General features: G+C 67.1%; 23 protein-coding genes and 1 other RNA gene. 15 read left to right on the top strand and 9 right to left on the bottom strand.

Translation table 11 applies throughout. From position 1 onward, the window contains the following. Window positions 1-117 precede the first annotated feature (117 nt). Window positions 118-1,023 carry an SDR family NAD(P)-dependent oxidoreductase gene (locus ACW173_RS15090; protein WP_492080812.1) on the top strand — a complete coding sequence of 302 codons (906 nt, stop codon included), beginning with the start codon at window positions 118-120 and terminating at the stop codon, window positions 1,021-1,023. A gap of 227 nt (window positions 1,024-1,250) precedes the next feature. After that, entirely contained in the window at window positions 1,251-2,549 is a 1,299-nt protein-coding gene (locus ACW173_RS15085) for an outer membrane protein transport protein (RefSeq protein ID WP_492080811.1), read from the top strand. 58 nt (window positions 2,550-2,607) lie between these two features. On the opposite strand, the gene ACW173_RS15080 is transcribed toward ACW173_RS15085, so the two are convergent. From ACW173_RS15080 to ACW173_RS15070, 3 genes are all read right to left on the bottom strand, one after another. Continuing rightward, complete coding sequence (locus tag ACW173_RS15080; protein WP_492080810.1) at window positions 2,608-3,708, bottom strand: Mrp/NBP35 family ATP-binding protein; 1,101 nt, start codon at window positions 3,706-3,708, stop codon at window positions 2,608-2,610. Between the two features lie 68 nt (window positions 3,709-3,776). Next, window positions 3,777-4,277, bottom strand: a complete 501-nt coding sequence (locus ACW173_RS15075) for a group I truncated hemoglobin (RefSeq protein WP_492080809.1) — start codon at window positions 4,275-4,277, stop codon at window positions 3,777-3,779. Between the two features lie 13 nt (window positions 4,278-4,290). Beyond that, window positions 4,291-5,169 (bottom strand): DUF3034 family protein, encoded by an 879-nt coding sequence (locus ACW173_RS15070; protein WP_492080808.1) that lies wholly within the window; start codon window positions 5,167-5,169, stop codon window positions 4,291-4,293. Between the two features lie 194 nt (window positions 5,170-5,363). Between ACW173_RS15070 and ACW173_RS15065 the strand changes: the two genes are divergently transcribed. Both ACW173_RS15065 and ACW173_RS15060 read left to right on the top strand, forming a co-directional pair. Next, a complete protein-coding gene (locus ACW173_RS15065; RefSeq protein ID WP_492080807.1) occupies window positions 5,364-5,981 on the top strand; it encodes a cupredoxin domain-containing protein in 618 nt (205 codons plus the stop codon). Between the two features lie 7 nt (window positions 5,982-5,988). Beyond that, entirely contained in the window at window positions 5,989-8,325 is a 2,337-nt protein-coding gene (locus tag ACW173_RS15060) for a putative bifunctional diguanylate cyclase/phosphodiesterase (protein ID WP_492080806.1), read from the top strand. Here ACW173_RS15060 and ACW173_RS15055 read toward each other — a convergent pair. Beyond that, window positions 8,322-8,999, bottom strand: coding sequence for an HAD family hydrolase (locus ACW173_RS15055; protein ID WP_492080805.1), 678 nt, complete (start codon window positions 8,997-8,999; stop codon window positions 8,322-8,324). The genes ACW173_RS15060 and ACW173_RS15055 overlap by 4 nt on opposite strands. Next, window positions 8,996-9,865, bottom strand: a complete 870-nt coding sequence (gene serB, locus ACW173_RS15050) for a phosphoserine phosphatase SerB (protein ID WP_492080804.1) — start codon at window positions 9,863-9,865, stop codon at window positions 8,996-8,998. Before serB ends, ACW173_RS15055 begins: the two co-directional genes overlap by 4 nt. A gap of 155 nt (window positions 9,866-10,020) precedes the next feature. Here serB and miaA point away from each other — a divergent pair, with 155 nt between their 5' ends. Beyond that, window positions 10,021-10,896, top strand: a complete 876-nt coding sequence (miaA, locus tag ACW173_RS15045; RefSeq protein ID WP_492080803.1) for a tRNA (adenosine(37)-N6)-dimethylallyltransferase MiaA — start codon at window positions 10,021-10,023, stop codon at window positions 10,894-10,896. Here miaA and ACW173_RS15040 read toward each other — a convergent pair. Further along, complete coding sequence (locus ACW173_RS15040; RefSeq protein WP_492080802.1) at window positions 10,883-11,401, bottom strand: hypothetical protein; 519 nt, start codon at window positions 11,399-11,401, stop codon at window positions 10,883-10,885. The two genes, miaA and ACW173_RS15040, sit on opposite strands and share 14 nt — an antisense overlap. 137 nt (window positions 11,402-11,538) lie before the next feature. On the opposite strand from ACW173_RS15040, the gene ACW173_RS15035 reads away from it, so the two are divergent. Beyond that, entirely contained in the window at window positions 11,539-12,036 is a 498-nt protein-coding gene (locus ACW173_RS15035) for a CinA family protein (protein ID WP_492080801.1), read from the top strand. On the opposite strand, the gene ACW173_RS15030 is transcribed toward ACW173_RS15035, so the two are convergent. After that, window positions 12,033-13,061 (bottom strand): serine hydrolase domain-containing protein, encoded by a 1,029-nt coding sequence (locus tag ACW173_RS15030; RefSeq protein ID WP_492080800.1) that lies wholly within the window; start codon window positions 13,059-13,061, stop codon window positions 12,033-12,035. The two genes, ACW173_RS15035 and ACW173_RS15030, sit on opposite strands and share 4 nt — an antisense overlap. 228 nt (window positions 13,062-13,289) lie before the next feature. On the opposite strand from ACW173_RS15030, the gene ACW173_RS15025 reads away from it, so the two are divergent. From ACW173_RS15025 to ACW173_RS15010, 4 genes are all read left to right on the top strand, one after another. Continuing rightward, window positions 13,290-13,337 (top strand): hypothetical protein, encoded by a 48-nt coding sequence (locus ACW173_RS15025; protein WP_024265762.1) that lies wholly within the window; start codon window positions 13,290-13,292, stop codon window positions 13,335-13,337. Window positions 13,338-13,439: 102 nt separating this feature from the next. Then, complete coding sequence (locus tag ACW173_RS15020) at window positions 13,440-15,245, top strand: acetolactate synthase 3 large subunit (protein ID WP_492080799.1); 1,806 nt, start codon at window positions 13,440-13,442, stop codon at window positions 15,243-15,245. 49 nt (window positions 15,246-15,294) lie between these two features. After that, the gene (gene ilvN / locus ACW173_RS15015; RefSeq protein ID WP_492080798.1) at window positions 15,295-15,852 is read left to right on the top strand and encodes an acetolactate synthase small subunit; all 558 of its coding nucleotides are present in this window, start codon (window positions 15,295-15,297) and stop codon (window positions 15,850-15,852) included. A gap of 3 nt (window positions 15,853-15,855) precedes the next feature. After that, the gene (locus tag ACW173_RS15010; RefSeq protein WP_492080797.1) at window positions 15,856-16,713 is read left to right on the top strand and encodes a hypothetical protein; all 858 of its coding nucleotides are present in this window, start codon (window positions 15,856-15,858) and stop codon (window positions 16,711-16,713) included. Here the strand turns inward: ACW173_RS15010 and ACW173_RS15005 are convergent. Then, window positions 16,691-17,353: an aquaporin gene (locus ACW173_RS15005; RefSeq protein WP_492080796.1), complete on the bottom strand. Its 663-nt coding sequence runs from the start codon at window positions 17,351-17,353 to the stop codon at window positions 16,691-16,693. The genes ACW173_RS15010 and ACW173_RS15005 overlap by 23 nt on opposite strands. Before the next feature lie 97 nt (window positions 17,354-17,450). Continuing rightward, a complete protein-coding gene (locus ACW173_RS15000) occupies window positions 17,451-18,359 on the bottom strand; it encodes an AraC family transcriptional regulator (RefSeq protein ID WP_492080795.1) in 909 nt (302 codons plus the stop codon). A gap of 186 nt (window positions 18,360-18,545) precedes the next feature. Here ACW173_RS15000 and ACW173_RS14995 point away from each other — a divergent pair, with 186 nt between their 5' ends. From ACW173_RS14995 to ACW173_RS14975, 5 genes are all read left to right on the top strand, one after another. Next, entirely contained in the window at window positions 18,546-18,692 is a 147-nt protein-coding gene (locus ACW173_RS14995) for a hypothetical protein (RefSeq protein ID WP_492080794.1), read from the top strand. After that, window positions 18,689-18,925 carry an Atu4866 domain-containing protein gene (locus ACW173_RS14990; protein WP_492080793.1) on the top strand — a complete coding sequence of 79 codons (237 nt, stop codon included), beginning with the start codon at window positions 18,689-18,691 and terminating at the stop codon, window positions 18,923-18,925. Before ACW173_RS14995 ends, ACW173_RS14990 begins: the two co-directional genes overlap by 4 nt. Before the next feature lie 49 nt (window positions 18,926-18,974). Further along, window positions 18,975-19,339: a transfer-messenger RNA gene (gene ssrA, locus ACW173_RS14985) on the top strand. Window positions 19,340-19,541: 202 nt separating this feature from the next. Further along, the gene (locus ACW173_RS14980; RefSeq protein ID WP_492080792.1) at window positions 19,542-20,021 is read left to right on the top strand and encodes an SspB family protein; all 480 of its coding nucleotides are present in this window, start codon (window positions 19,542-19,544) and stop codon (window positions 20,019-20,021) included. Between the two features lie 13 nt (window positions 20,022-20,034). Further along, entirely contained in the window at window positions 20,035-20,508 is a 474-nt protein-coding gene (locus ACW173_RS14975) for a PaaI family thioesterase (RefSeq protein WP_492080791.1), read from the top strand. The last annotated feature ends 9 nt before the right edge of the window (window positions 20,509-20,517 follow it).

Genomic DNA, 20,517 nt, shown 5'->3' with positions numbered 1-20,517 from the left:
CCTTCCATGCCTTCAGCGGTCGAGCCGCGTGAAGTCGAGGGCCTGCGCCCTTGACCTCCCCTCTCCCGCGCCGCACAACACGGCCAAACCAAACACGCGTTTGAGGGAGACTTGGGCATGACGGACATCCGCTTCGACGGCAAGGTGGCGATCGTGACGGGGGCCGGTGGCGGCCTTGGCCGTCAGCATGCCCTGGAGCTGGCCCGACGCGGCGCCAAGGTGCTGGTCAACGATCTGGGCGGCAGCGTCGACGGCTCGGGCGGCTCGTCCGAAGCGGCCCAGAAGGTGGTCGAGGAGATCAAGGCGTTCGGCGGCGAAGCCATCGCCCACGGCGCCTCGGTGACCGACGACGCCGGCGTCGCCAACATGGTCCAGACGGCCATGGACGCCTGGGGCCGCATCGACATCCTGATCGCCAACGCCGGCATCCTGCGCGACAAGACCCTGACCAAGATGGAGCTGGCCGACTTCGAGCTGGTCATGCAGGTGCACGTGTTCGGCACCTTCAAGCCGATCAAGGCGGTCTGGGACATCATGAAGGCCCAGAACTACGGCCGCATCGTCGTCACCACCTCGTCGTCGGGCATGTACGGCAACTTTGGCCAGAGCAACTACGGCGCGGCCAAGATGGCGGTGCTGGGCCTGATGAACACCCTCAAGCTCGAGGGCGCCAAGAACGACATCAAGATCAACGCCATCAGCCCGGTCGCGGCCACCCGCATGACCGAGGGCCTGATGCCGCCGGAAGTGCTGGCCAAGCTGGCCCCGGAATATGTCACGCCGGGTGTCGTCTACCTGGCCTCGGACGAAGCGCCGACCGGCGCGATCCTGACCGCCGGGGCCGGCGCCTTCGCCCTGTCGCGCATCTACGAGACCGAAGGCGTCTATCTGGGCGAAGGCGGCCTGTCGGCCGAGGAGGTCCGCGACAGCTGGGACAAGATCACCGCCGAGGATGGCCAGAAGGCCTACTTCAACGGCGGCGAGCAGGGCCAGAAGTTCTTCCGGAAGATGGCGGGCGGCTAAGCTGGCACAAGCATTGCCACATTCTCGCCAAGTTGCGGTTGAGTTTTGACATAACAGCGATTGATGCGGGGCCTTCATGGTCCCGCTTCTTTAACAAAACTGACAAAATTGCTGCTCAGGACAATTTATAGCAACGCTATTTGAGCAGATACGTTAAAGGCGGCGCTCCTCGAGCGTCCAACGGATGTTCGGCGGGCCTCTTCCTCCCCAAGAAGGTCGCTAGTCAAATGTCTCTCTCGCGTACCAGCCTCGCCGCCGGCGTCGCTCTCCTGGCGCTCGCCGCCGCTTCCCAGGCCTCCGCTTCGGCCTTCTACCTCCAGGAACAGTCGGTGCGCGGCACCGGTCGCGCCTATTCGGGCGAAGTCGCCGACAAGGGCGTCGGCAGCCTGTGGTGGAACCCCGCCGCGATCGCCGGCATCGAAAAGAGCGAAGGCTATTTCGGCCTGAACCTGATCCAGGTGAACTCCAAGGTCACCAACACCGGTTCGTCGATCACCCGCCCGGTGCCGCCGGCCGGCGTGACCACCCCGATCGGCGGTTCCGACATCGCCTATGACCCGATCAATGACGGCGTCGTGCCCAACGGCGGCGTCGCCTTCCGGATCAACGACAAGCTGGCCCTGGGCGTCTCGATCGCCGCGCCGTACAACTTCACCACCGAGTACAACGCCGACAGCTGGACGCGTTACGACGCCCTGAAGTCGCAGCTGCGCACGGTCAATGTCGACGGCGTCATCGCCTATCGCGTCAACGACATGATCGACCTGGGCGTGGGCGTCACCGCCCTCTACGCCGACGCCGAGCTGACCAACGCCCTGCCCAACATCTCGCCGCTGCAGCCCGACGGTTCGCAGTCGCTGAAGGGCGACGGCTGGGCCTATGGCTACACGGTCGGCGCGCAGATCCACCCGTCCAAGAGCCTGACGATCGGCGCCAGCTATCGCAGCAAGATCGACCAGAAGCTGGACGGCACGGTCAAGGTCGCCGGCCTGCTGGCCCCGATCCCGGCCGCCAACAACTTCACCACCGACGGCCAGGCCAAGATCACCCTGCCCTGGATCGCCAATGTCGGCGCCCGCTGGGCGGTGAACGATGCGTGGACCCTGAACGCGTCGGTCAGCCGCGTGGGCTGGGGCGAGTTCGACGCCATCCGCGTCACCTTCCCGGGCTCGGCGACGAGCAACGTCCAGAACTACAAGGACGTGACCACCTACGCCGTCGGCGTCGACTGGCAGGCCTCGCCGCGCCTGACCCTGCGCACCGGTGTCCAGTACGACCCGACCCCGACGCCGGACGTCGGCCGCACCGCCCGCGTGCCGGACGGCGACCGCATGATGTACGCCGCCGGCGCCACCTGGGCCGCGACCGACAACATCAAGCTGGACGCCGCGATCAGCTACATCAGCTTCGACGACAGCAAGATCAACCGCACCGACCTGACCGCGACCAGCTCGACCGTCCGCCTGAACGGCGACGTGACGGGTTCGGCCGTCGTCCTGTCGACGGGCGCTCGCTTCAGCTTCTAAGGCTGGCGCATCGCTGAAACGAGAAGCCCGCCCGGAGCGATCCGGGCGGGCTTTTTCGTCAGTGGCTGACCGATTTCCAGAGCGTCTTGGCCGCCTCGACGAAGACCTGGGCCGCCTGGCCCTTGGGCTCGGAGATCACGGCCGGCACGCCCTGGTCGCCGCCGACGCGGACGGCGATCTCGATGGGCACGCGGCCCAGCAGCGGGGTCTTCAGGCGCTCGGCCTCGGCCACGCCGCCACCCTCGCCGAAGATCGGGATCGGCGCGCCGGTCGAGGGATCGGCGAAAAAGGCCATGTTCTCGACCAGACCCAGGATCGGGGTGGCGGTCTTCTCGAACATCGCCGCGGCGCGGCGGGCGTCGATCAGGGCGATCTCCTGAGGCGTGGTGACCAAGACGACGCCATCGATGCGCAGCTTCTGGACCAGGGTCAGCTGGACGTCGCCGGTGCCCGGCGGCAGGTCCACGACCAGCACGTCCAGCGGCTGGCTTTCCGAGCCCCAGGCCACGTCGTGGATCATCTGGCGGACGGCCGACGAGGCCATCGGCCCGCGCCAGATCATCGCCTTGCCCTCGTCGACGATGAAGCCGATCGACATAAGCCGGACGCCATGGGCCTCCAGCGGCTGCAGCTTATTATCCTCGAACAGCGGATCGCCATCGACGCCCATCATCTTGGGGGCCGAGGGGCCGTAGATATCGGCGTCCAACAGGCCGACGCGCAGGCCCATCTTGGCGAAGGCGACGGCGAGATTGGTCGAGACGGTGGACTTGCCCACCCCGCCCTTGCCCGAGGCCACGGCGATCACATGGTGGACGTGGGCGGGCTTTTCCGCTTCCGGCGGCGGGACCACGCGGGCCTGCGGATCCTCGGTGACCTTGGCGCCCTTGCGCACCCGGGTCGCGCCCTCGGCGGCCTGGGCGGTCAGCACGACCTGGGCCTGCTCGACGCCGGGCAGAGCGGCCAAGGCCTTTTCGGCGGCGTCGCGGATCGGGGCGTAGGACGCGGCCTGGCTGGCCGGGACTTCCAGCATGAAGCCGGCGCGGCCGTCGCGGACGACGAGGCCCTGCACCAGGCCAGCGGCGACCAGCCCCTGCCCGCTCGCCGGATCGGCGATACGGTCCAGCGCCGCGCGGGCGTCGTCGAGGGTTGCGGTCACGGGAAGGCCTCCTGTTCGGAGGGCCTCATATCCGCGTGACCGGCGGCTTTTACAAGTCCGGGAGGTCCCTACCGCTCGACGATGTCCTTCTGCTGCGGGGCCAGCTTGGCCAGTAGCTTGTTCTGGGCGGCGAACGGCACCTTCTCCTGGTCCATGGCGAACTGCAGGTTCTCGATCAGGGCGTTCATGTCCCGGTTGGTCGTGCCCTGGTCCTTGTGGGAGTCCTTCATGTCGCGGCCGGTATAGTCGCAGCCGCCGCCCAGGATGTAGCAGAACTGCTCCTTCAGGGTCCGCTTGACCCGGACCTTGTCCGAGGCGGCGAAGAAATCCTTGATCCGGGGATCGGCGAAATTGCGCTCGACGAAGGTCTCGACGATGCGGTCGATGCCGTCCTTGCCGTGGAAAGCCTCGAACACCTTGGTGTCGGTCATCGGCGTCGCGCCGGCGTTGGCGTTGGACTGCTTGTAGGCGTCGACCGGCTTCTCGCCGGGCGGCGTGGCGTCCTGAGCGAAGGCCGAACCGGTGATGGTCAGGGCCGCGAAGGCGGCGAGCAGATACATCTTTTTCATCGGCGCGGTCCCCTTAGAAGCCGGCTTGCAGCGACAGGTAGAAACCGCGCTGGTTCTTGAAGGTGGCGATGTCGCCGAGGTCGACATAGGCGGCGGTGACCGACAGGTGCTTGTTGACGGCGTAGGCGGCGAACAGGTCCATCCAGTCGTCTTCCTTGGCGAAGCTCAGGTTGCTGGGCTTGGTGCGGTACTCGGCCCCGACCACCAGGCGCTTGCTCAGCAGATAACCGGCCGAGCCTTCGAACTGCGGCCTGTAGCTGTCGTTCTGGTCGCCGCCGAAGCCTAGCAAGCCCGTCTGGTTGGCCTTGGTCAGGCGCACCGTGCCGTTCAGCACCAGCGACTTGTCCAGCAGCAGCTTGGTGGCCGCCACGTAGAAATCGACGCCGCTGTCCTTCTTGGCGCCGACGGCGCGAACGATGGCGTCCTGATTATTATCCTTGTACTGCGCCCCGACGCTGACCTGCGGGATCCAGCTGTCCTGGGTGTAGACGGCGTCACCCAGCACCCGGACCTTGGCGCCCAGCACGGTTTGCTTGAAGGTGAAGCCCTTGCCCAGCCCCAGCTTCGCGCCGGTCGCGCCGGTGTCGAACTCCTGGCGCGTAGCCGACAGCTCGACGCGGTCATGCCAGCCGATCGCGCCGCCGACGGCGCGCAGGCTATAGTCCTTGACGTCGACATAGGTCGCGTGGATCTCGCCGCCGACGCCGTGATTGGTCTCGTCGCCGGCGATCACGGCCCAGGTCGACAGACCCCCGCCCGCGCCGCCCTCGACGGTGCTGACGCCATGGGTCAGCAGCAGTTTGCCGCCGGTCTCGATTTCGCCGGCGTGCGCGCCGGGCGCGCAAACACCCAACAGGCTCGCGGCGAACGCCGCTGTCGAAAGTCGCTTCATAACCCTCTCCAAGAGAGCCGGCGACAAGCCCCACTCGAGCGCCGACGAGCGGGACCGTGACCGCGAAGCTTTTACAGAGAGTTTCCAAGTAAAAGTCGGAAACCCGGAACAGTGTCGCATTCCATGCCACACTCAAATGGACGCAAGCTACACGTTAACGTGCATTTCATCCCGCCAGCGCTAGAAACGGCCTGATGAAACGGCTAGCTCTACTTCTGATCGCCATGCTTTGGGCTGGCCCAGCCCTGGCGGGTGATTTCACCGTCACGGTGCGCGGCGCCGACGGCAAGCCCGTGCCCGACGCCGTGGTCATGGTCTATCCGAACGGCCAGCCGACCAAGGGACCGATCAAGTTCCCCTGGCCCTACCGCGTGGCGCAGCAGAACATCCAATTCACGCCCTTCATGCTGGTGGTCCCGGTCGGCGCGGACGTTTCGTTCCCGAACCTCGATAAGGTCCGCCACCACGTCTATTCGTTCTCGGCGGGCAACAAGTTCGAGATCAAGCTGTACGGCCACGAAGAGAACCGCACCGCCAAGATGAACTCGGCGGGCGTCGCCGCGATCGGCTGCAACATCCACGACCAGATGGTCGGCTTCATCCGCGTGGTCGACACCCAATACGCCGGCAAGACCGACGCCAACGGCGTGGTCACGATCCAGGACGTCCCGGCCGGCGCGGTCAAGGCCAGCGTCTGGCACCCGTACATGCGGGCCATGAAGAACGAAAAGACCCTGTCGACCACCAGCCTGGGCGCCGGCGCGGCCCGCGAACAGGTCGCGGTCGAACTGCGCGCCCCGGCGGGGCGCTGACGCGCCGATGTTCCAGCGCCTCCAGACCAAGCTCACCGTCCTCTACGCCGGGCTTTTCGCCCTGGTGCTGAGCCTCGTGGCGGTGACGGTCTATGTGGCGATCGCCAGCAACGCCCAACGGGCGGTGCGCGAGGAGATGGCCGCGTCGGGCACGGTGTTCGACCGTATCTGGGCCCTGCGCACCCAACGCCTGCACGACGGCGCCGAGCTGCTGTCGCGCGACTTCGGCTTCCGCGCCGCCGTCGCCACCCATGACCGCCCGACCGTGGAGTCGGCCGTCGCCAACCTGCGCCAGCGCCTGGGCCTGGATCTGGCCTTCACCATCGGCGTCGACGGCGAGGTGGTCGGCATGGACCCGGCCCGCCTGGACCTCGAAAAGCTGTGGGGCGCCCTGGACGCCGAAGACGGCGCGCAAGGCGTCTTCGCCATCGATGGCAAGCCGTATCAGCTGATCTCCGCCCCCATTCTTTCGCCCACCCTGACCGGCTGGATCGTTTTCGCCGCCAAGCTGGACGAGCCTGAGATGCAGGCCCTGGAAACGCTGTCGGCTATCGGTCTGGACGCCCAGGTCTTCGACCAGCGCGGCGGTCAGTGGGTCTCCGCCGACAAGGGTCCGGTCAATAAGGTCCTCGCCGACTTCGTGGCCAAGGCCATGCACGACAAGCTGCGCGCGCCCGCCCTGCTGCGCGACGGCGCCGACAGCCTGGTCCTGGTCAAGCCGATCCGCGCCCTGGACAGGACCTCCGGCGCGGCCCTGGTGCTGCGTTATCCAGTGGCCAAGGCCATGGCGCCCTATCGCCCCCTGATGGCGGCCGTGATCGTGGCCGGCCTGATCGGCGCGGCCTTGGTGGCCGCCGCCAGCTGGGCCCTGTCGCGCGGTCTCTCCAAGCCCATCACCGCCCTGGATGTCGCCGCCCGACGCCTGCAGCGCGGCGAGGACGTCTCGGTCGAGGTCACGACCCGCGACGAGATCGGCCGCCTGGCGCAAAGCTTCAACCTGATGGCCGGCGAGATCCGCGAGCGCGAGGCGGAGATGATCCGCCAGGCCCTGCACGACGGTGAGACCGGTTTGCCCAATCGCCGCGCCCTGGAGCGCGCGATCCAGATGCGCCTGGCCGAACTGCAGCCTGGCGACGAGGTGGTGATCAGCGCCATCGGCTTTGACCGCTTCCCCCAGGTGCGCGCCGCCATCGGCTATGAACTGGCCACCGAACTGGTCGCCAAGCTAGGCCAGCGCATCACGGCGTTCGCGCCGAACGTCCTGGTCGGCCGCCTGACGACGTCGATCCTCTGCGTGGTCACCGCGTCGAACAATCTGGACGAAATCCTCGCCCGAGCCGACGAAACCGTGCCCTTGCTCGAAGCGCCGATCCTGGTCGGTGGTGAACCGGTGGACGTGCATATCAGCCACGGCTTGGCGGCGACCGCCATCGACGGACTGGACGCCGGTCGCTTGATCGAGCGCGCCCTGATCGCCCTGGACCAGGCCCGCGCCGCCCACAAGAAGCTGATGGCCTTCGACCCCGTCGCCTATGGCGATCCGGCCGCGAACCTGTCCCTGATGAGCGAGATGCTGGAGGCCGTCCGCAAGGGCGAGCTCTATCTGAACCATCAACCCAAGCTCGACCTGCGCACCGGCGAGATCACCGGCGTCGAGGCCCTGGCGCGCTGGAACCACCCGACGCGCGGCTTCATCCGCCCCGATCTTTTCGTCGGCATGGCCGAGGAAACCGGCCATATCCGCGCCCTGACCGACTACGTCCTGACCCAGGCGATCGAGGACCAGGCCCGACTGCGCGCGGCCGGCCACGACGTGCTGATGTCGGTCAACATCTCGGGCCGCCTGATCGACGACGCGGATTTCGCCGAGCACGCCATCGCCCAGGTCACCGCCTCGGGTGCGCGACTGTGCTTCGAGATCACCGAGACCGCCGTGATCGGCAACCCTGACGTCGCCCTCGGCGTCCTGGATCGCCTGGCCGGGGCCGGGATCCCGGTATCGATCGACGACTACGGGTCTGGCCTGTCGTCCCTGGCCTATCTGAAGCAGATCCGCGCCGACGAGCTGAAGATCGACAAGGCTTTCGTCATGACCCTGGAGGCTGGCGGCAAGGACGCCCTGCTGGTCAAGTCGACGGTCGACCTGGCCCACAGCCTGGGCATGAAGGTCACCGCCGAGGGCGTCGAGACCCGCGAAGGCCTGGCCGCCCTGCAACTGATGGGCTGCGACTTGGCCCAGGGCTATCACATCGCCAAGCCCATGGGCCTGGACAAGCTGGTCGACTTCCTGGGCGAATGGTCGATCGACCTGCCGGCGCGGGACGATACGCGCAAGAGCGCTTAAGCCGCCTGTTCCACCGACGCCCTCAACAGGTCCAGCACGTGGTGCAGGCTGTCGGCGATGTGGACGCACTTGTCGTGCATCTCCTCGTTGGGATCGAGGATGTCGGGCACCATCACCGTCATCATGCCGGCCGCGTGGGCGGCGCGGACGCCAGGGTGGCTGTCTTCCAAGGCCAGGCAGTGGACCGGATCGACGCCGATGCGTTCAGCGGCCAGCAGGTAGGGATCCGGGTTGGGCTTGTGCCTGGTCACGTCATGATGGGCGACCACCGCGTTGAAACGGTGCAGCAGGTCGAAGCGGCCCAGATATTTCTCGACCGCGACCATGCCGTTCGAGGTGGCGATACCGCGCGGCAGGCCCAGGTCGTCCAGGTAGTCGAGAATCTCGACAACCCCGGCCTTCAGCTTGGTCTCGCCGGCCAGCAGGTCCTCGACGTCGGCCCAGACGCGCTCGAAATAGGCCTGGACCGGGAATTGGTCGCCATAAAGGTCGCACAGCATGACCCCGCACTCCGGCGTCGTCTTGCCGACCATCGAGGCGTAGGTCTCGCCGGTGAACTGGATCCCGAAGAGGTCACCGGCCTCGATCATGGCGGCGCGGTAGACGATCTCGGTGTCCAGCAGCAGGCCGTCCATGTCGAAGACGACGGCGTCCACCCGGCGGGGAAAGCTCACTTATAAAACTCCTCGGTCGTGTAGCCCTGGAAGTAGAGCAAGGACGTCAGGTCGGTGTGGTCGACCTTGGCGTGGGCCTGAGCGGCCACGATCGGCTTGGCGCGGTAGGCGACGCCCAGGCCCGCGGCCTCGATCATCGCCAGGTCATTGGCCCCGTCGCCCACGGCCAGGGCGTCGGCCGGCGTCAGGCCCAGGTCCGCCGTCTCTTCGTTGAGGGCGGCCAGCTTGGCTTCCTTGCCCAGGATCGGGTCGCCGACATGCCCCGTGAGCGCGCCGTCCAGCTCGATCAGGGTGTTGGCGCGGTTCAGGTGGAAGCCCGCCGCCTGCGCGACCCGGCTGGTGAAGAAGGTGAAGCCGCCCGAGACCAGGGCGCAGCGCGCGCCATGGTGGGCCATGGTGCGGACCAGGATCTCGGCGCCGGGGTTCAGTCGAACCCGCTGGTCGTAGCAGCTCTGCAGCGCCTCGACGCCCAGCCCCTTCAGCATGCCGACCCGCTCGCGTAGAGCCCCCTCGAAGGCCAGCTCTCCGCGCATGGCGCGCTCGGTGATCTCGGAGACCTGTTCCTTCACGCCGGCGAAGTCGGCCAGTTCGTCCAGGCATTCGACATTGATGATCGTCGAGTCCATGTCGGCGATCAGCAGGCGCTTCTTGCGGTTCGCGTTAGGCTGGACCGCGAAGTCGACCGCCAGCTCCGCGACGGCGCCGACGACCATCGCCTTGGTCGCCGCGACCTGGCCCTCGACCAGCAGGTCGATCGCGCCCTCGCCCAGCGCCACCTCAGCGGCTTGCGGGAAGGCGTGCACGACGGCGGCGCGCGCCGTCTTCAGAGCGGAAGGATCGGACGAGACGAGCGTGATGGCCAGCATGGCGTGGCGGCTATTGGACCCCGGCCGCCACGTCAACCCCGAGAGGCGCGGAACGCTAACAAGCGAGCGCGGCGACCGTCATCAGGATGGCGCCAAGGCCGCGTTTCATGGAATGTCCGTGCATTCGTATCTCCCACCGCGAGCTCGACCAGAGATTGTCCACGCAGATCACACTGATCGCCGGCCCCACGGCAAGCGGTAAATCCGCCTACGCCCTGCGTCTGGCCGAAGAGACGGGCGGCGAGATCGTCAATGCCGACTCCATGCAGATCTATGCCGGCCTGCGTGTCCTGACCGCCGCCCCCCCGCCCGATGAGACCGCCCGCGCGCCGCACCACCTGTTCGAGGTGGTCGACGCCGCGGTCGGCTGGTCGGTCGGCCGCTGGCAGGAAGCCGCCATCAAGGTGCTGGCCGAGATCGAGGCGCGCGGCCGTCCGGCCATCATTGTCGGCGGCACCGGCCTCTATTTCCGCGCCCTGACCCACGGCCTGGCCGACGTGCCGCCGGTATCCGAGACCCAGCGCGAGATCTCCGGCCTGCTCTACGCGGCTCGTGGCGAGGCGGAGTTCCGCGAAATCCTGAAACCGCTCGATCCCGAGGCCGAGGCCCGCATCGAGACCGGCGATCGCCAGCGGCTGGTCCGCGCCCACGCCGTGGCCATCGCCACAGGCAAGTCGCTGACGTCCTGGCAGACCGACACCAAGCCGGCCATCGCGCCGGGCGGCTGGACGGGCGTGGTGCTGGATCCGCCGCGCGCGGACCTCTACGCCCGCTGCGACGCACGCCTGTCGGTCATGGTCGAGCAAGGCGCTTTGGACGAGGTGCGGGCCATGGAGGCGCGGGGCCTGGATCCGTCCCTCCCCGCCCTCAAGGCCGTCGGCTATCGCGAGTTCGCCGCCCATCTGCGCGGCGAAACCACGCTGGACCAGGCCCTGGACGCCGCCCGGCAGGAGACCCGCCGCTACGCCAAGCGCCAGCTGACCTGGTTCAGGAACCAGACGCCGGACTGGGAGCGGATCAGCGTTCCGTGACGGTCGCGCCGCCGCGGATCAGCCGCGGCTTGACGGCGAGTTGGTAATCCTCGTCGAACATCTGATCCTTGATGCGGTCGAGAGCCGCGATCACGCGGTCCTCGGCGGCCGTCACCGGCTTGGCGTAGACTTCGCAGGCCGTGTCGGCGGGCAGGTCGGCCTGACCGTTCTCCACGGCCATCAGCGGCTTGGTGGCGCCCTCCTCGCATCCGAGCAGACCGGTGATCGAATAGAAGCAGAGCTCGCGCTGGAGATAGGACTCCACCGTCCAGACGCAGGGGATCGCCGACACCGTGACGCCCTCCGGCGCAACCGGCGCCGCGCCAGGCTTGGCGATGGTGCGCAGGAAGATCTGGTAGCGCACGACCACGTTCTCGGTCCGACCGCCCTTGGCCAGGGTGAGCGGCCTGGCCTTCTGGGAGACCGGCGCCAGCTTCTGGAGTTGAGGCGGCGGAGGCGCGGCGGGCGCGGTCGCGGCGGGCGGTGGGGCGTCCTGTAGCAGCACGGAGATCTCCGGGGGTTGAGCTTGGCCATGATGAGCACGTCCGCTCAATCTTGGCGATAGCCGTTGATCACGCGGGTTTGCAGGCCCGCGCCTTGGCCCTATGGGAGGTCGCGTCATTGCAGTCCGAGAGAAGCCCGATGTCCGACCTCAACGCCCTCGCCGAACGCGTCGCCCAGCGCCTGATCGCCCGGGGCGAGACCGTCGCCATCGCCGAATCCTCGGCCGGCGGCCTGATCTCGGCGGCGCTGCTGGCCGTGCCGGGGGCGTCGAAGTTCTATGTCGGCGGAGCGGTCGTCTATACGGCCCGGGCGCGCCTGACTCTGATGGACATCCCGCAGAAGGCCATGGACGGGTTGCGTTCGGCCAGCGAGCCCTATGCCGTGATGCTGGCCCGCGTGGCCCGCAAGAACCTGAAGGCGACGTGGGGTCTGTCGGAAACCGGCGCGGCCGGGCCGGACGGCAACCGCTATGGCGACGCGCCCGGCCACTGCTGCTCGGCCGTGGTCGGCGAAGAGGCCTCGGTCAGCGCCACGCTCGAGACCGGCAGCGACCACCGCCCCGCCAACATGCGGGCTTTCGCCGCCTTCGCGCTGGAGCAATTGGCCCAGACCTTGGAATCCCAGCCCAACGCCTAGACCGTCGCGAACAGGTTGTAGGCGAACTCGTCCATCGCCCTCTGGGTGATGCTGGTATTGTTCAGCAGCACGACGGTGGTCTGGTCGTCGAAGCGGTGACCCAGAACCGACCGATAGCCCGCCGCCCTGCCGGTCTCCCAGGCGAAGACGCGCGGCATGCCGTCGGCGAATAGGGTCTTCACCCGGCCGCCCAGGGAATAGTCCTGGTCGGGCCAGCCGACGGTCAGCAGCTGCTTCTTGCGGTCCGGCGGCAGGAAGTTTCCATCGAAGATCGCGTGCGCGGCCTTCAGCAGGTCCCCCGCCGTGCTGACATAACCACCGCTGGCCGCGAAGAACGGGAAGCGGTCGTTCGACTGGCGGACCAAGGGCTCCAACGTCCGATACGAAGCGGCGATGTTGGGCGGATCGACCGGCGTGGTGCGGGTCAGGCCCAGCGGCCCGATGAGCAACTCCATCATCGCGTCCGCATAGGTCTTGCCGGTCACCGCCTCGATGATCGCGGTGATGATCACCCAGTTGGTCAGGGCGTAGTCGAACTTGGTCCCTGGCTCGAAGGCAAGGTCGCCCGAGCACCACAGCTTCACCGCTTGCGCGGTGGTGAAGCTCTTCTTGAAGAGATCGGGATCCGGATTGGCCTTGGTCCACGTCGAAAAGCCGTTCGGCACGCCGCTGGTGTTGGTCATCAGCCGGCGCAGCGTGACCTTGCCGCCCGTATCGGCGCGATAGTCGGGCAGATAGGTCGTGATCGGCGCGTCCAGATCGAGCTTCCCGGCCTGGGCCAACTTCAGCAGCGCCGTCGAAGTCAGCCATTTGGAGATCGAGGCGATCACATAGGGCGCGTCCAGCGTGGCGGGCTTCCTCGCCTCGATATCGGCGAACCCGACGGTCCGAGAGTAGATCGGCTTGCCGGCCTTGCCGATCAGCGCCACGCCCTGGAACGGCTGGGTCTTGAGGAAAGCGTCGACCGCCTTGTCCGCCGCGCCTCCCGACAGCACCGCCGCCGATGCGTTTTCAACAAGACCCATTTCAACAAGACTCAGGGCGGCCGCTCCGGCCAAGAATTCGCGCCGTCCGAACACTCACACGCTCCTTGATTTCAGGAGCGCGACCGTGACGGGGAAAACCTGCCCCTGTCACGTGAAACTCCGGTAAGGTCACACCGCTCGGGAAAGGCACATCCTTGCGGCAAAGCGCGCCTTGACGGTCCGACTGGCGCATGTCATGACCCATTCCGTAGCTTTGGAGCAAGACTCGTGCGCAAAACCATGATCGTACTTATGGAGCGGCCGTTCGCGGGGTGACCTAGAAGTCACGTCGTAGCTCGGTCGCGCGCGCAAAGGTCCTTCGGGACCTTTTTTCTTTTCCGCCTACCTCCACTCCAGCTTCCCACTCGGATCCGCCCCATGACCGCCCATCAGACCATCGAGAGCCAGGCTCCCGCCGCCGATACCTCCCGCGCCATGACCGGCGCCGAGATCGTGGTTCGCGGCCTCGTGGACCAAGGCGTGGAAGTCCTGTTCGGCTATCCGGGCGGCGCGGTCCTGCCGATCTACGACGCGCTGTTCCACGAGCCGCGCCTGCAGCACATTCTCGTTCGCCACGAGCAGGGCGCGACCCATGCCGCCGAAGGCTACGCCCGCAGCTCGGGCAAGCCGGGCGTCGTCCTGGTCACCTCGGGCCCGGGCGCCACCAACGCCATCACGGGCATCATGGACGCCTTGATGGACTCGATCCCGATGGTCGTCATCACCGGCCAGGTCCCCACCCACCTGATCGGCACCGACGCCTTCCAGGAAGCCGACACCGTCGGCATGACCCGCTCGTGCACCAAGCACAATTACCTGGTCAAAGACGTCCGCGACTTGCCGCAGATCATCCACGAGGCCTTCAAGATCGCCACCACCGGCCGTCCGGGTCCGGTGCTGATCGACATCCCCAAGGACGTCCAGTTCGCCAAGGGCGAATATTACGGCCCGGCGGAAGTCGCCTCGACCCACGCCTATGCGCCGAAGACCAAGGGCGACGCCAACCGCATCGCCGACGCGGCCAAGTTGATCGCGGGCGCGCGCCGGCCGATCTTCTACACCGGCGGCGGCGTCATCAACGCCGGCCCCAAGGCCAGCGAGGCGCTGCGTCAGTTCCAGGCGCTGACCGGCGCGCCGGTCACCTCGACGTTGATGGGCCTGGGCGCGTTCCCGGCGGCCGATCCGGCGTGGCTGGGCATGCTTGGCATGCACGGCACGTTCGAGGCCAACAACGCCATGCACGATTGCGACGTGATGATCTGCGTCGGCGCCCGCTTCGACGACCGCGTCACCGGACGCCTGGACGCCTTCTCGCCGGGCAGCAAGAAGATCCACATCGATATCGACGCCTCGTCGATCAACAAGAACGTCCGCGTCGACCTGCCCATCGTCGGCGACGCCGGCTCGGTGCTGGAAGACCTGATCGCCGCCTGGAAGGCCGGCGGCCATCAGCCTAACAAGGCCGCCCTGAGCGACTGGTGGGCCCAGATCGACCAGTGGCGCGCCCGCCAGTGCCTGAACTACCGGCGCTCCGAGACGGTCATCAAGCCGCAGTACGCCATCGAGCGCCTGTACGAGCTGACCAAGGACAAGGACGTCTACATCACGACGGAAGTCGGCCAGCACCAGATGTGGGCCGCGCAGTTCTTCCGCTTCGAGGAGCCAAACCGCTGGATGACCTCTGGCGGCCTGGGCACCATGGGCTACGGCCTGCCCGCCGCCCTCGGTGTGCAGCTGGCCCACCCCAAGAGCCTGGTCGTCGACATCGCCGGCGAAGCCTCGATCCAGATGTGCATCCAGGAGCTGTCGACGGCGATCCAGTTCGACCTGCCAGTCAAGATCTTCATCCTGAACAACGAGTGGATGGGCATGGTCCGCCAGTGGCAGCAGTTGCTGCACGGCGAGCGCTACAGCCACTCCTATTCCGACAGCCTGCCTGACTTCGTGAAGCTGGCCGAGGCCTATGGCGCCCACGGCATCCGCTGCTCGGACCCGGCCGAACTGGACGGCAAGATCCTTGAGATGATCAACAGCGACAAGCCGGTGATCTTCGACTGCCGCGTCGAGAAGCACGAGAACTGCCTGCCGATGATCCCCTCGGGCAAGGCCCACAACGAGATGATCATGGGCGAGGTCGAGGACATCGGAAACGTGATCGGGGCCGAGGGCGCGGGGTTGGTGTGAGGCGCGCCTCGCCCTCGCCCTTCCCTATCCTTTGGCATAGAAGCGATCCATGACCGCCAACGTCCAACCCGCTCCCGCCTCGGCCTACGACCTTAGCCCCACGGGCCAGGTCGAGCAGACCGCCACCTTCGCCCTGCTGGTCGACAACGAGCCCGGCGTGCTGCACCGCGTGGTCGGCCTGTTCGCCGCGCGGGGCTACAACATCGAGAGCCTCACGGTCGCCGAGACCGATCGCAAGGCCCACACCAGCCGCATCACCGTGGTGACCCGCGGCACCCGCCACGTGCTGGACCAGATCGAGGCCCAGCTGAACAAGGTGGTCAACGTCCGCCGCGTGCACGACGTGACCCGCGACCCCAACGGCGTCGAGCGCGAACTGGCCCTGGTCAAGGTGCGTGGCTCGGGTCCCGACCGCGTCGAAGCCCTGCGTATCGCCGAGATCTTCCGCGCCAAGCCGGTCGACACCACGCTGGAAAGCTTCGTGTTCGAAATCTCGGGCGCGCCGTCCAAGATCGACAAGTTCCTGGACCTGATGCGCCCCCTCGGCCTGGTGGAACTTTCCCGCACGGGCGTTCTTTCCATCGAGCGGGGCGTCGAAGGGATGTAGCGGATGAGCGGCTGGGCAGGACTGATCGCGGGACTGACCCTCGTCGTCGCCCAACAGGCCCCGCCGCCCGCGCCCTTCCCTGACGCGGCGACCTGGTGGTCGCCGGAAGTTCCCCGTCCGCCGTCCGAGCTGGAGCCGCTGTACAACCGCCGTCTGGACCACGACGAGCGCCCCATTCCCATCGACAACGGCGTCGCCCCCCTCCTCTACCGCCTATGGGGCCTGCCGCCGCTGCAGAGCCAGGTGCTCAAGCGCGGCGAGCTGATCCTGGAGGTCTGGGCCCGGCCCGCGCGCGGCGTGCGTCAGGCCGTGGTCCGCGTCACCCTGCGCCGCGACGGCCGCGCCTTCGTTCAGGCCCGCGCGGGCCTGGGCTGCTGCACACCGGAGATCGGCCGCCGGGTCGACATCAACGCCGAACTCGCCGACGTCCAGATCGCGCCCCTGAAGCTCGTCCCCGGTGACCCGGCCTGGGGCCAGCCACGCTCGGTGATCGTCGACTATGGCGGCGGGGCGGTGTCGGCGCTGTGCGTCGACGGCGTCTCCTGGGATGTGACGCTGCTGGTTCCCGGCCAGGCCAGACACTTGCGCCGCGCCTGCGATGACGCGGAGGTTGGCTCGATCGCGCGGATCCTGGCCGCGACCATCGGCGCGGCGGCTGGCCGCGACCCGCGCTTCGACGCCGTGCTGCCCCGGGGCGCGGACTTCTCGCGGCAAGCGGCCGCTTATGAAGCGCTGATCCGGTCGGGCGGCCGATTGATCCCGGGCGAGAGCAATCGACCGCAGCCGTCGGCGGTTCCGATACCGCCGGACGATCCTCCAGAAGGGCCGTCCGAGAACCTTAGCCCACCTTCAGAATCTTGAAGCGGTAGAGCAGCGCGCCAAGGATCGCGCCGATCGCCGGGGCTACGAAGAACAGCCACAGCTGCGCCAGGGCCTGGCCGCCGACCAAGACCGCCGGGCCGAAGCTGCGGGCCGGGTTGACCGAGACGCCGGTCACCTGGATGCCGACGATGTGGATCACCGCCAGGGCGATGCCGATGCCCAGGCCGGCAAAGCCCGGCGCGGCGTCAGCGCCAGTCGCGCCCAGGATGACGATGACGAACAGCGCCGTCATCACGACCTCGAAGACGAACGCCGCCTGCAGCGGATAGGCGCCCAGATAGCCGGGCCCCCAACCGTTCTGGCCCAGGCCATGGGCGGTCCCGCCGGCGATGCAGGCCAGTACGGCCGCGCCGGCCAGGGCGCCGGCGAACTGGGCGATCCAGTACAACCCCATCTCCTTGACGCTCATCCGCCCGGCCACGAAGGCGGCCAGGCTGACGGCCGGATTAACGTGGCAGCCCGAGACCGGACCGATCCCATAGGCCAGGGCGATGATCGCAAAGCCAAAGGCCAGGGCCGTTCCCAGCTGGCCGACATGATCTCCGCCGAGAACCGCGGCGCCACATCCAAACAGAACCAGAGCAAATGTCCCGATAAATTCAGCAACAATCTTTGACATTTTGAATCCTCCCCGACTGAACTTGAGCAAGTTCACCCTATGTCGTGGAGTCGACTATGCATCTTATCAGTGAGTCTTCAAATGGCTCCACCCAGGTCTAGGCGCCCGCCATCTGCTCCGGTTGCTCCCGCAGGCGCGCCACGTCCCTGAGCGGCGGCGCGCCGAACAGTCGGGCATATTCGCGACTGAACTGCGAGGGGCTGTCGTAACCGACCGTGTGGCCGGCCGTGGCCGCGTCCAGGCGTTGGACCAGGATCAGCCGGCGGGCCTCCTGCAAGCGGATCTGCTTCTGGTACTGCAGCGGCGACAGGGAGGTCACCGCCTTGAAGTGCTGGTGCAGGGCCGAGGCGCTCATCCGCGCCTCCTCGGCCACCGCGTCGATGCTGAACGGCTGGTCGAAGTGGCGCCTGATCCAGCCGATGGCGCGATTGACCTGACGCAGGCGACCGTCGCGGCGGGCGATCTGGGCAAGGCGCGGGCCCTGCGGTCCCGTCAGCAGGCGATAGAGGATCTCGCGCTCGATCAGCGGGGCCATCACCGGTGCGTCCTCGGGCGTGTCCATCAGGCTGACCATCCGGCAGGTCGCGTCGAACAGCTGCGGCGTCATCGCTCCAGCCGACATGCCGCCGACCAGCGGCGCGGCGGCGTCGAGGCGAGCGGCCAGGCCGCACTCCATGATCATCTCGCTGATCAGGTTGGCGTCCAGCACGATCCGGAAGCTGAGATACGGCTGCTCTGGCGAGGCCTCGACGACCTGGCCGGTCACCGGCACGTCGATCGACGACAGGAAGAAGTTGCGCTCATCGTATTCGTGCGCCGTCTCGCCGACCAGCACACGCTTGCGGCCTTGGGCCAGCACGCAGAAGGACGGGTCATGCAGCGCGTGCGACGGCTCGCTGGGCGCATGCAGCCGGTAAAGGTTGACCCTAGGGCAGCAGGTGTCGAGCGGCCCCTCGTTCGGCGTGAATCGTTCAATCAGGGCGGCCAGCGCCTCGCGCGTGCTCATGCAATTTCCCTTTTCGCAGCGAGGCTATTTATAGGCCTTGCACGATCCTCCGTCATGCGACGCCGTTCGGTTCTGGATTTTCGTGCAAGCATGCCGGAGCATCGGTCTACCGACTGGACCGACCCGTGCCGCATATTGGCCTCGTTCCGCTCCCAACGCGGCCAACCCCAAAATCAGAGCTCCGCGATGAGACGCTACACGCCCCGACGCGGCGTGACGGCTCCGCGCTGGTTCGTCGCCGCCCTGCTGGGCGGGACGGCCGCGCTGACGGCCGCCACCGCCGCGCTCCCGACCGCCACGTCCGCGCCCGCCGCCTGGAGGATCGCCCCATGATGATGTCCGCCATCGTTCCCCACATCCCGGTCGCCGGCGTCTGGACCTCTCCCGACGGCCACATATCGCTGGAACTGCGCGCCGACGGTCGCTTCATCGAGACCCGCGACGACTTCGCCGACGTGTTCACCGGCGTCTATGTGCTGGTCGGCGAGAGGCTGAAACTGTTCGAGGATCGCGGCGCGGTCATCAGCGGCACGCTGGTGGATGGCCGCTTAAGCCTCGGAGCCTAGGTGGGGGCCTAAGGTGGGAGGCCTAAGGTTGGGGACAGCTTGACGCACTGCCCTTCCATCCGCGAGACGAACCCCCTATATTGGAAATGTCCGGCTTCGGCCGAACTATGGGGATAAACGCGCACGTAATAAGCGGACTGGACCCGGGTGCGATTCCCGGCGGCTCCACCAATCTCTCCCAAGTTATCATGGGACTGCATGGGGCCGATCAGCATCGACAGACGTGTAAAGGTGTATGCTTTCTCTCGGCTTGATCCACCGTTTCGGGTCATTTTTCTAAATGCGAACGATAACTTCGCTGAAGAGTTCGCCGTCGCCGCGTAATGCGGTGCAGGTGAATTCGCCTCTTAAGTCCTAGGGGTTCAGATCCCTAGGCGGGGCCCGGAGGGAGCCTGCCAACAGAATCCCTCCACTTTCCACGACACCGCCGAGGCTCCCTCCTTCTTTTGCTTGGAGGGATGCGGGAGCCCGCCAACAGAATCCCTCCACTTTCCTCAGCTCAATGTGAACGACATCGATTGCGGACCTTCGGATTCCGCAGCCACCCGCTTTGCGCGAGGCTTCCGACGCGCTACGTTCCGGGCTTCGTTTTCAGTTCGAAGTATCGACTCCGCGCATGTCCCAGACCCAACCGCCCGAAGACCTCATGCAGTACGAGGCCATGGCCCAGGACGCCCTGCGCGGCGTGGTCAAGGCGGCGCTGAAAAAGGCGGCCGCCCCCGGTGGCCTGCCCGAGCCGCACCATCTGTACATCACGTTCAAGACCAAGGCGGCCGGCGTTTCGGGCCCGCAGGACCTGCTGGGCAAGTACCCGGACGAGATGACCATCGTCCTGCAACATCAGTACTGGGACCTGGCGCCCGGCGAGACCTTCTTCTCGGTCACCTTGAAGTTCGGCGGCCAGCCCAAGCGCCTGTCGGTGCCCTATGCGGCCCTGACGCGTTTCTATGACCCGTCGGTGCAGTTCGCCCTGCAGTTCACCGCCCCCGAGGTCATCGAGGACGAGCCCGAGCCGGAACCCGAGGCCGAAGCCCCCGTCCCTACCGGCGAAGAAGGCCCCAAGATCGTCTCCCTGGACCAGTTCCGAAAAAAATGAGCGCCCGTAAGAAATGAGCGATGTGGCCTCGGATGCTCCCCAGGCTCTGAGCGACGAGGCGATCCTCGCGCGCTTCCGCGCATCCAAGAGCCAACCGACCGGATCCCAGACCCTGGGCTTCGAGCTGCTGGCCGTGCGCCAGGCCGACCGTGAGGTCGAGGTCGGTTTCACGGCGCGCGCCGAGCTGCTGTGCAACCCGATGGGGCAGATTCAGGGCGGTTTCGTCTGCGCCATGCTGGACGAGTGCATGTCGGTGGCCGGCATGATCACCTCGGGCATGACCCATGTCGTGCCGACCCTGGAGATGAAGACCAGCTTCCTGCGCCCGGCCATGCCCGGATCCTTGCGCGGTGTCGGCCGCGTGGTGAAGTGGGGCCGCAGGGTCTGCTTCATGGAGGGCGAGCTTTACGACGCCGAGGGCCGCCTCCTGGCCAAGTCGACGGGCACGGCGATCCCGACACCCTTCGCCAACTTCAAGAAGAAGTAGGATTGGGGC

Source organism: Caulobacter sp. ALps2 (genome assembly GCF_058681635.1).
The sequence above is the reverse complement of the archived record's forward strand: the minus strand, read 5'-3'. Positions and strand labels throughout refer to the sequence as shown.

Bases quoted from the DNA above. Each gene is read 5' to 3' on its own strand.
- ACW173_RS14975 (WP_492080791.1), top strand. From the start codon at position 20,035: ATGAGCGATGTGGCCTCGGATGCTCCCCAGGCTCTGAGCGACGAGGCG.
- ACW173_RS14995 (WP_492080794.1), top strand. From the start codon at position 18,546: ATGAGACGCTACACGCCCCGACGCGGCGTGACGGCTCCGCGCTGGTTC.
- ACW173_RS15065 (WP_492080807.1), top strand. From the start codon at position 5,364: ATGAAACGGCTAGCTCTACTTCTGATCGCCATGCTTTGGGCTGGCCCA.
- ACW173_RS15085 (WP_492080811.1), top strand. From the start codon at position 1,251: ATGTCTCTCTCGCGTACCAGCCTCGCCGCCGGCGTCGCTCTCCTGGCG.
- ACW173_RS15020 (WP_492080799.1), top strand. From the start codon at position 13,440: ATGACCGCCCATCAGACCATCGAGAGCCAGGCTCCCGCCGCCGATACC.
- ACW173_RS15000 (WP_492080795.1), bottom strand. From the start codon at position 18,359: ATGAGCACGCGCGAGGCGCTGGCCGCCCTGATTGAACGATTCACGCCG.
- ACW173_RS15075 (WP_492080809.1), bottom strand. From the start codon at position 4,277: ATGAAAAAGATGTATCTGCTCGCCGCCTTCGCGGCCCTGACCATCACC.
- ilvN (WP_492080798.1), top strand. From the start codon at position 15,295: ATGACCGCCAACGTCCAACCCGCTCCCGCCTCGGCCTACGACCTTAGC.
- ACW173_RS15035 (WP_492080801.1), top strand. From the start codon at position 11,539: ATGTCCGACCTCAACGCCCTCGCCGAACGCGTCGCCCAGCGCCTGATC.
- ACW173_RS14980 (WP_492080792.1), top strand. From the start codon at position 19,542: ATGTCCCAGACCCAACCGCCCGAAGACCTCATGCAGTACGAGGCCATG.
- ACW173_RS15070 (WP_492080808.1), bottom strand. From the start codon at position 5,169: ATGAAGCGACTTTCGACAGCGGCGTTCGCCGCGAGCCTGTTGGGTGTT.
- ACW173_RS14990 (WP_492080793.1), top strand. From the start codon at position 18,689: ATGATGATGTCCGCCATCGTTCCCCACATCCCGGTCGCCGGCGTCTGG.
- ACW173_RS15060 (WP_492080806.1), top strand. From the start codon at position 5,989: ATGTTCCAGCGCCTCCAGACCAAGCTCACCGTCCTCTACGCCGGGCTT.
- ACW173_RS15010 (WP_492080797.1), top strand. From the start codon at position 15,856: ATGAGCGGCTGGGCAGGACTGATCGCGGGACTGACCCTCGTCGTCGCC.
- ACW173_RS15005 (WP_492080796.1), bottom strand. From the start codon at position 17,353: ATGTCAAAGATTGTTGCTGAATTTATCGGGACATTTGCTCTGGTTCTG.
- serB (WP_492080804.1), bottom strand. From the start codon at position 9,865: ATGCTGGCCATCACGCTCGTCTCGTCCGATCCTTCCGCTCTGAAGACG.
- ACW173_RS15090 (WP_492080812.1), top strand. From the start codon at position 118: ATGACGGACATCCGCTTCGACGGCAAGGTGGCGATCGTGACGGGGGCC.
- ACW173_RS15030 (WP_492080800.1), bottom strand. From the start codon at position 13,061: ATGGGTCTTGTTGAAAACGCATCGGCGGCGGTGCTGTCGGGAGGCGCG.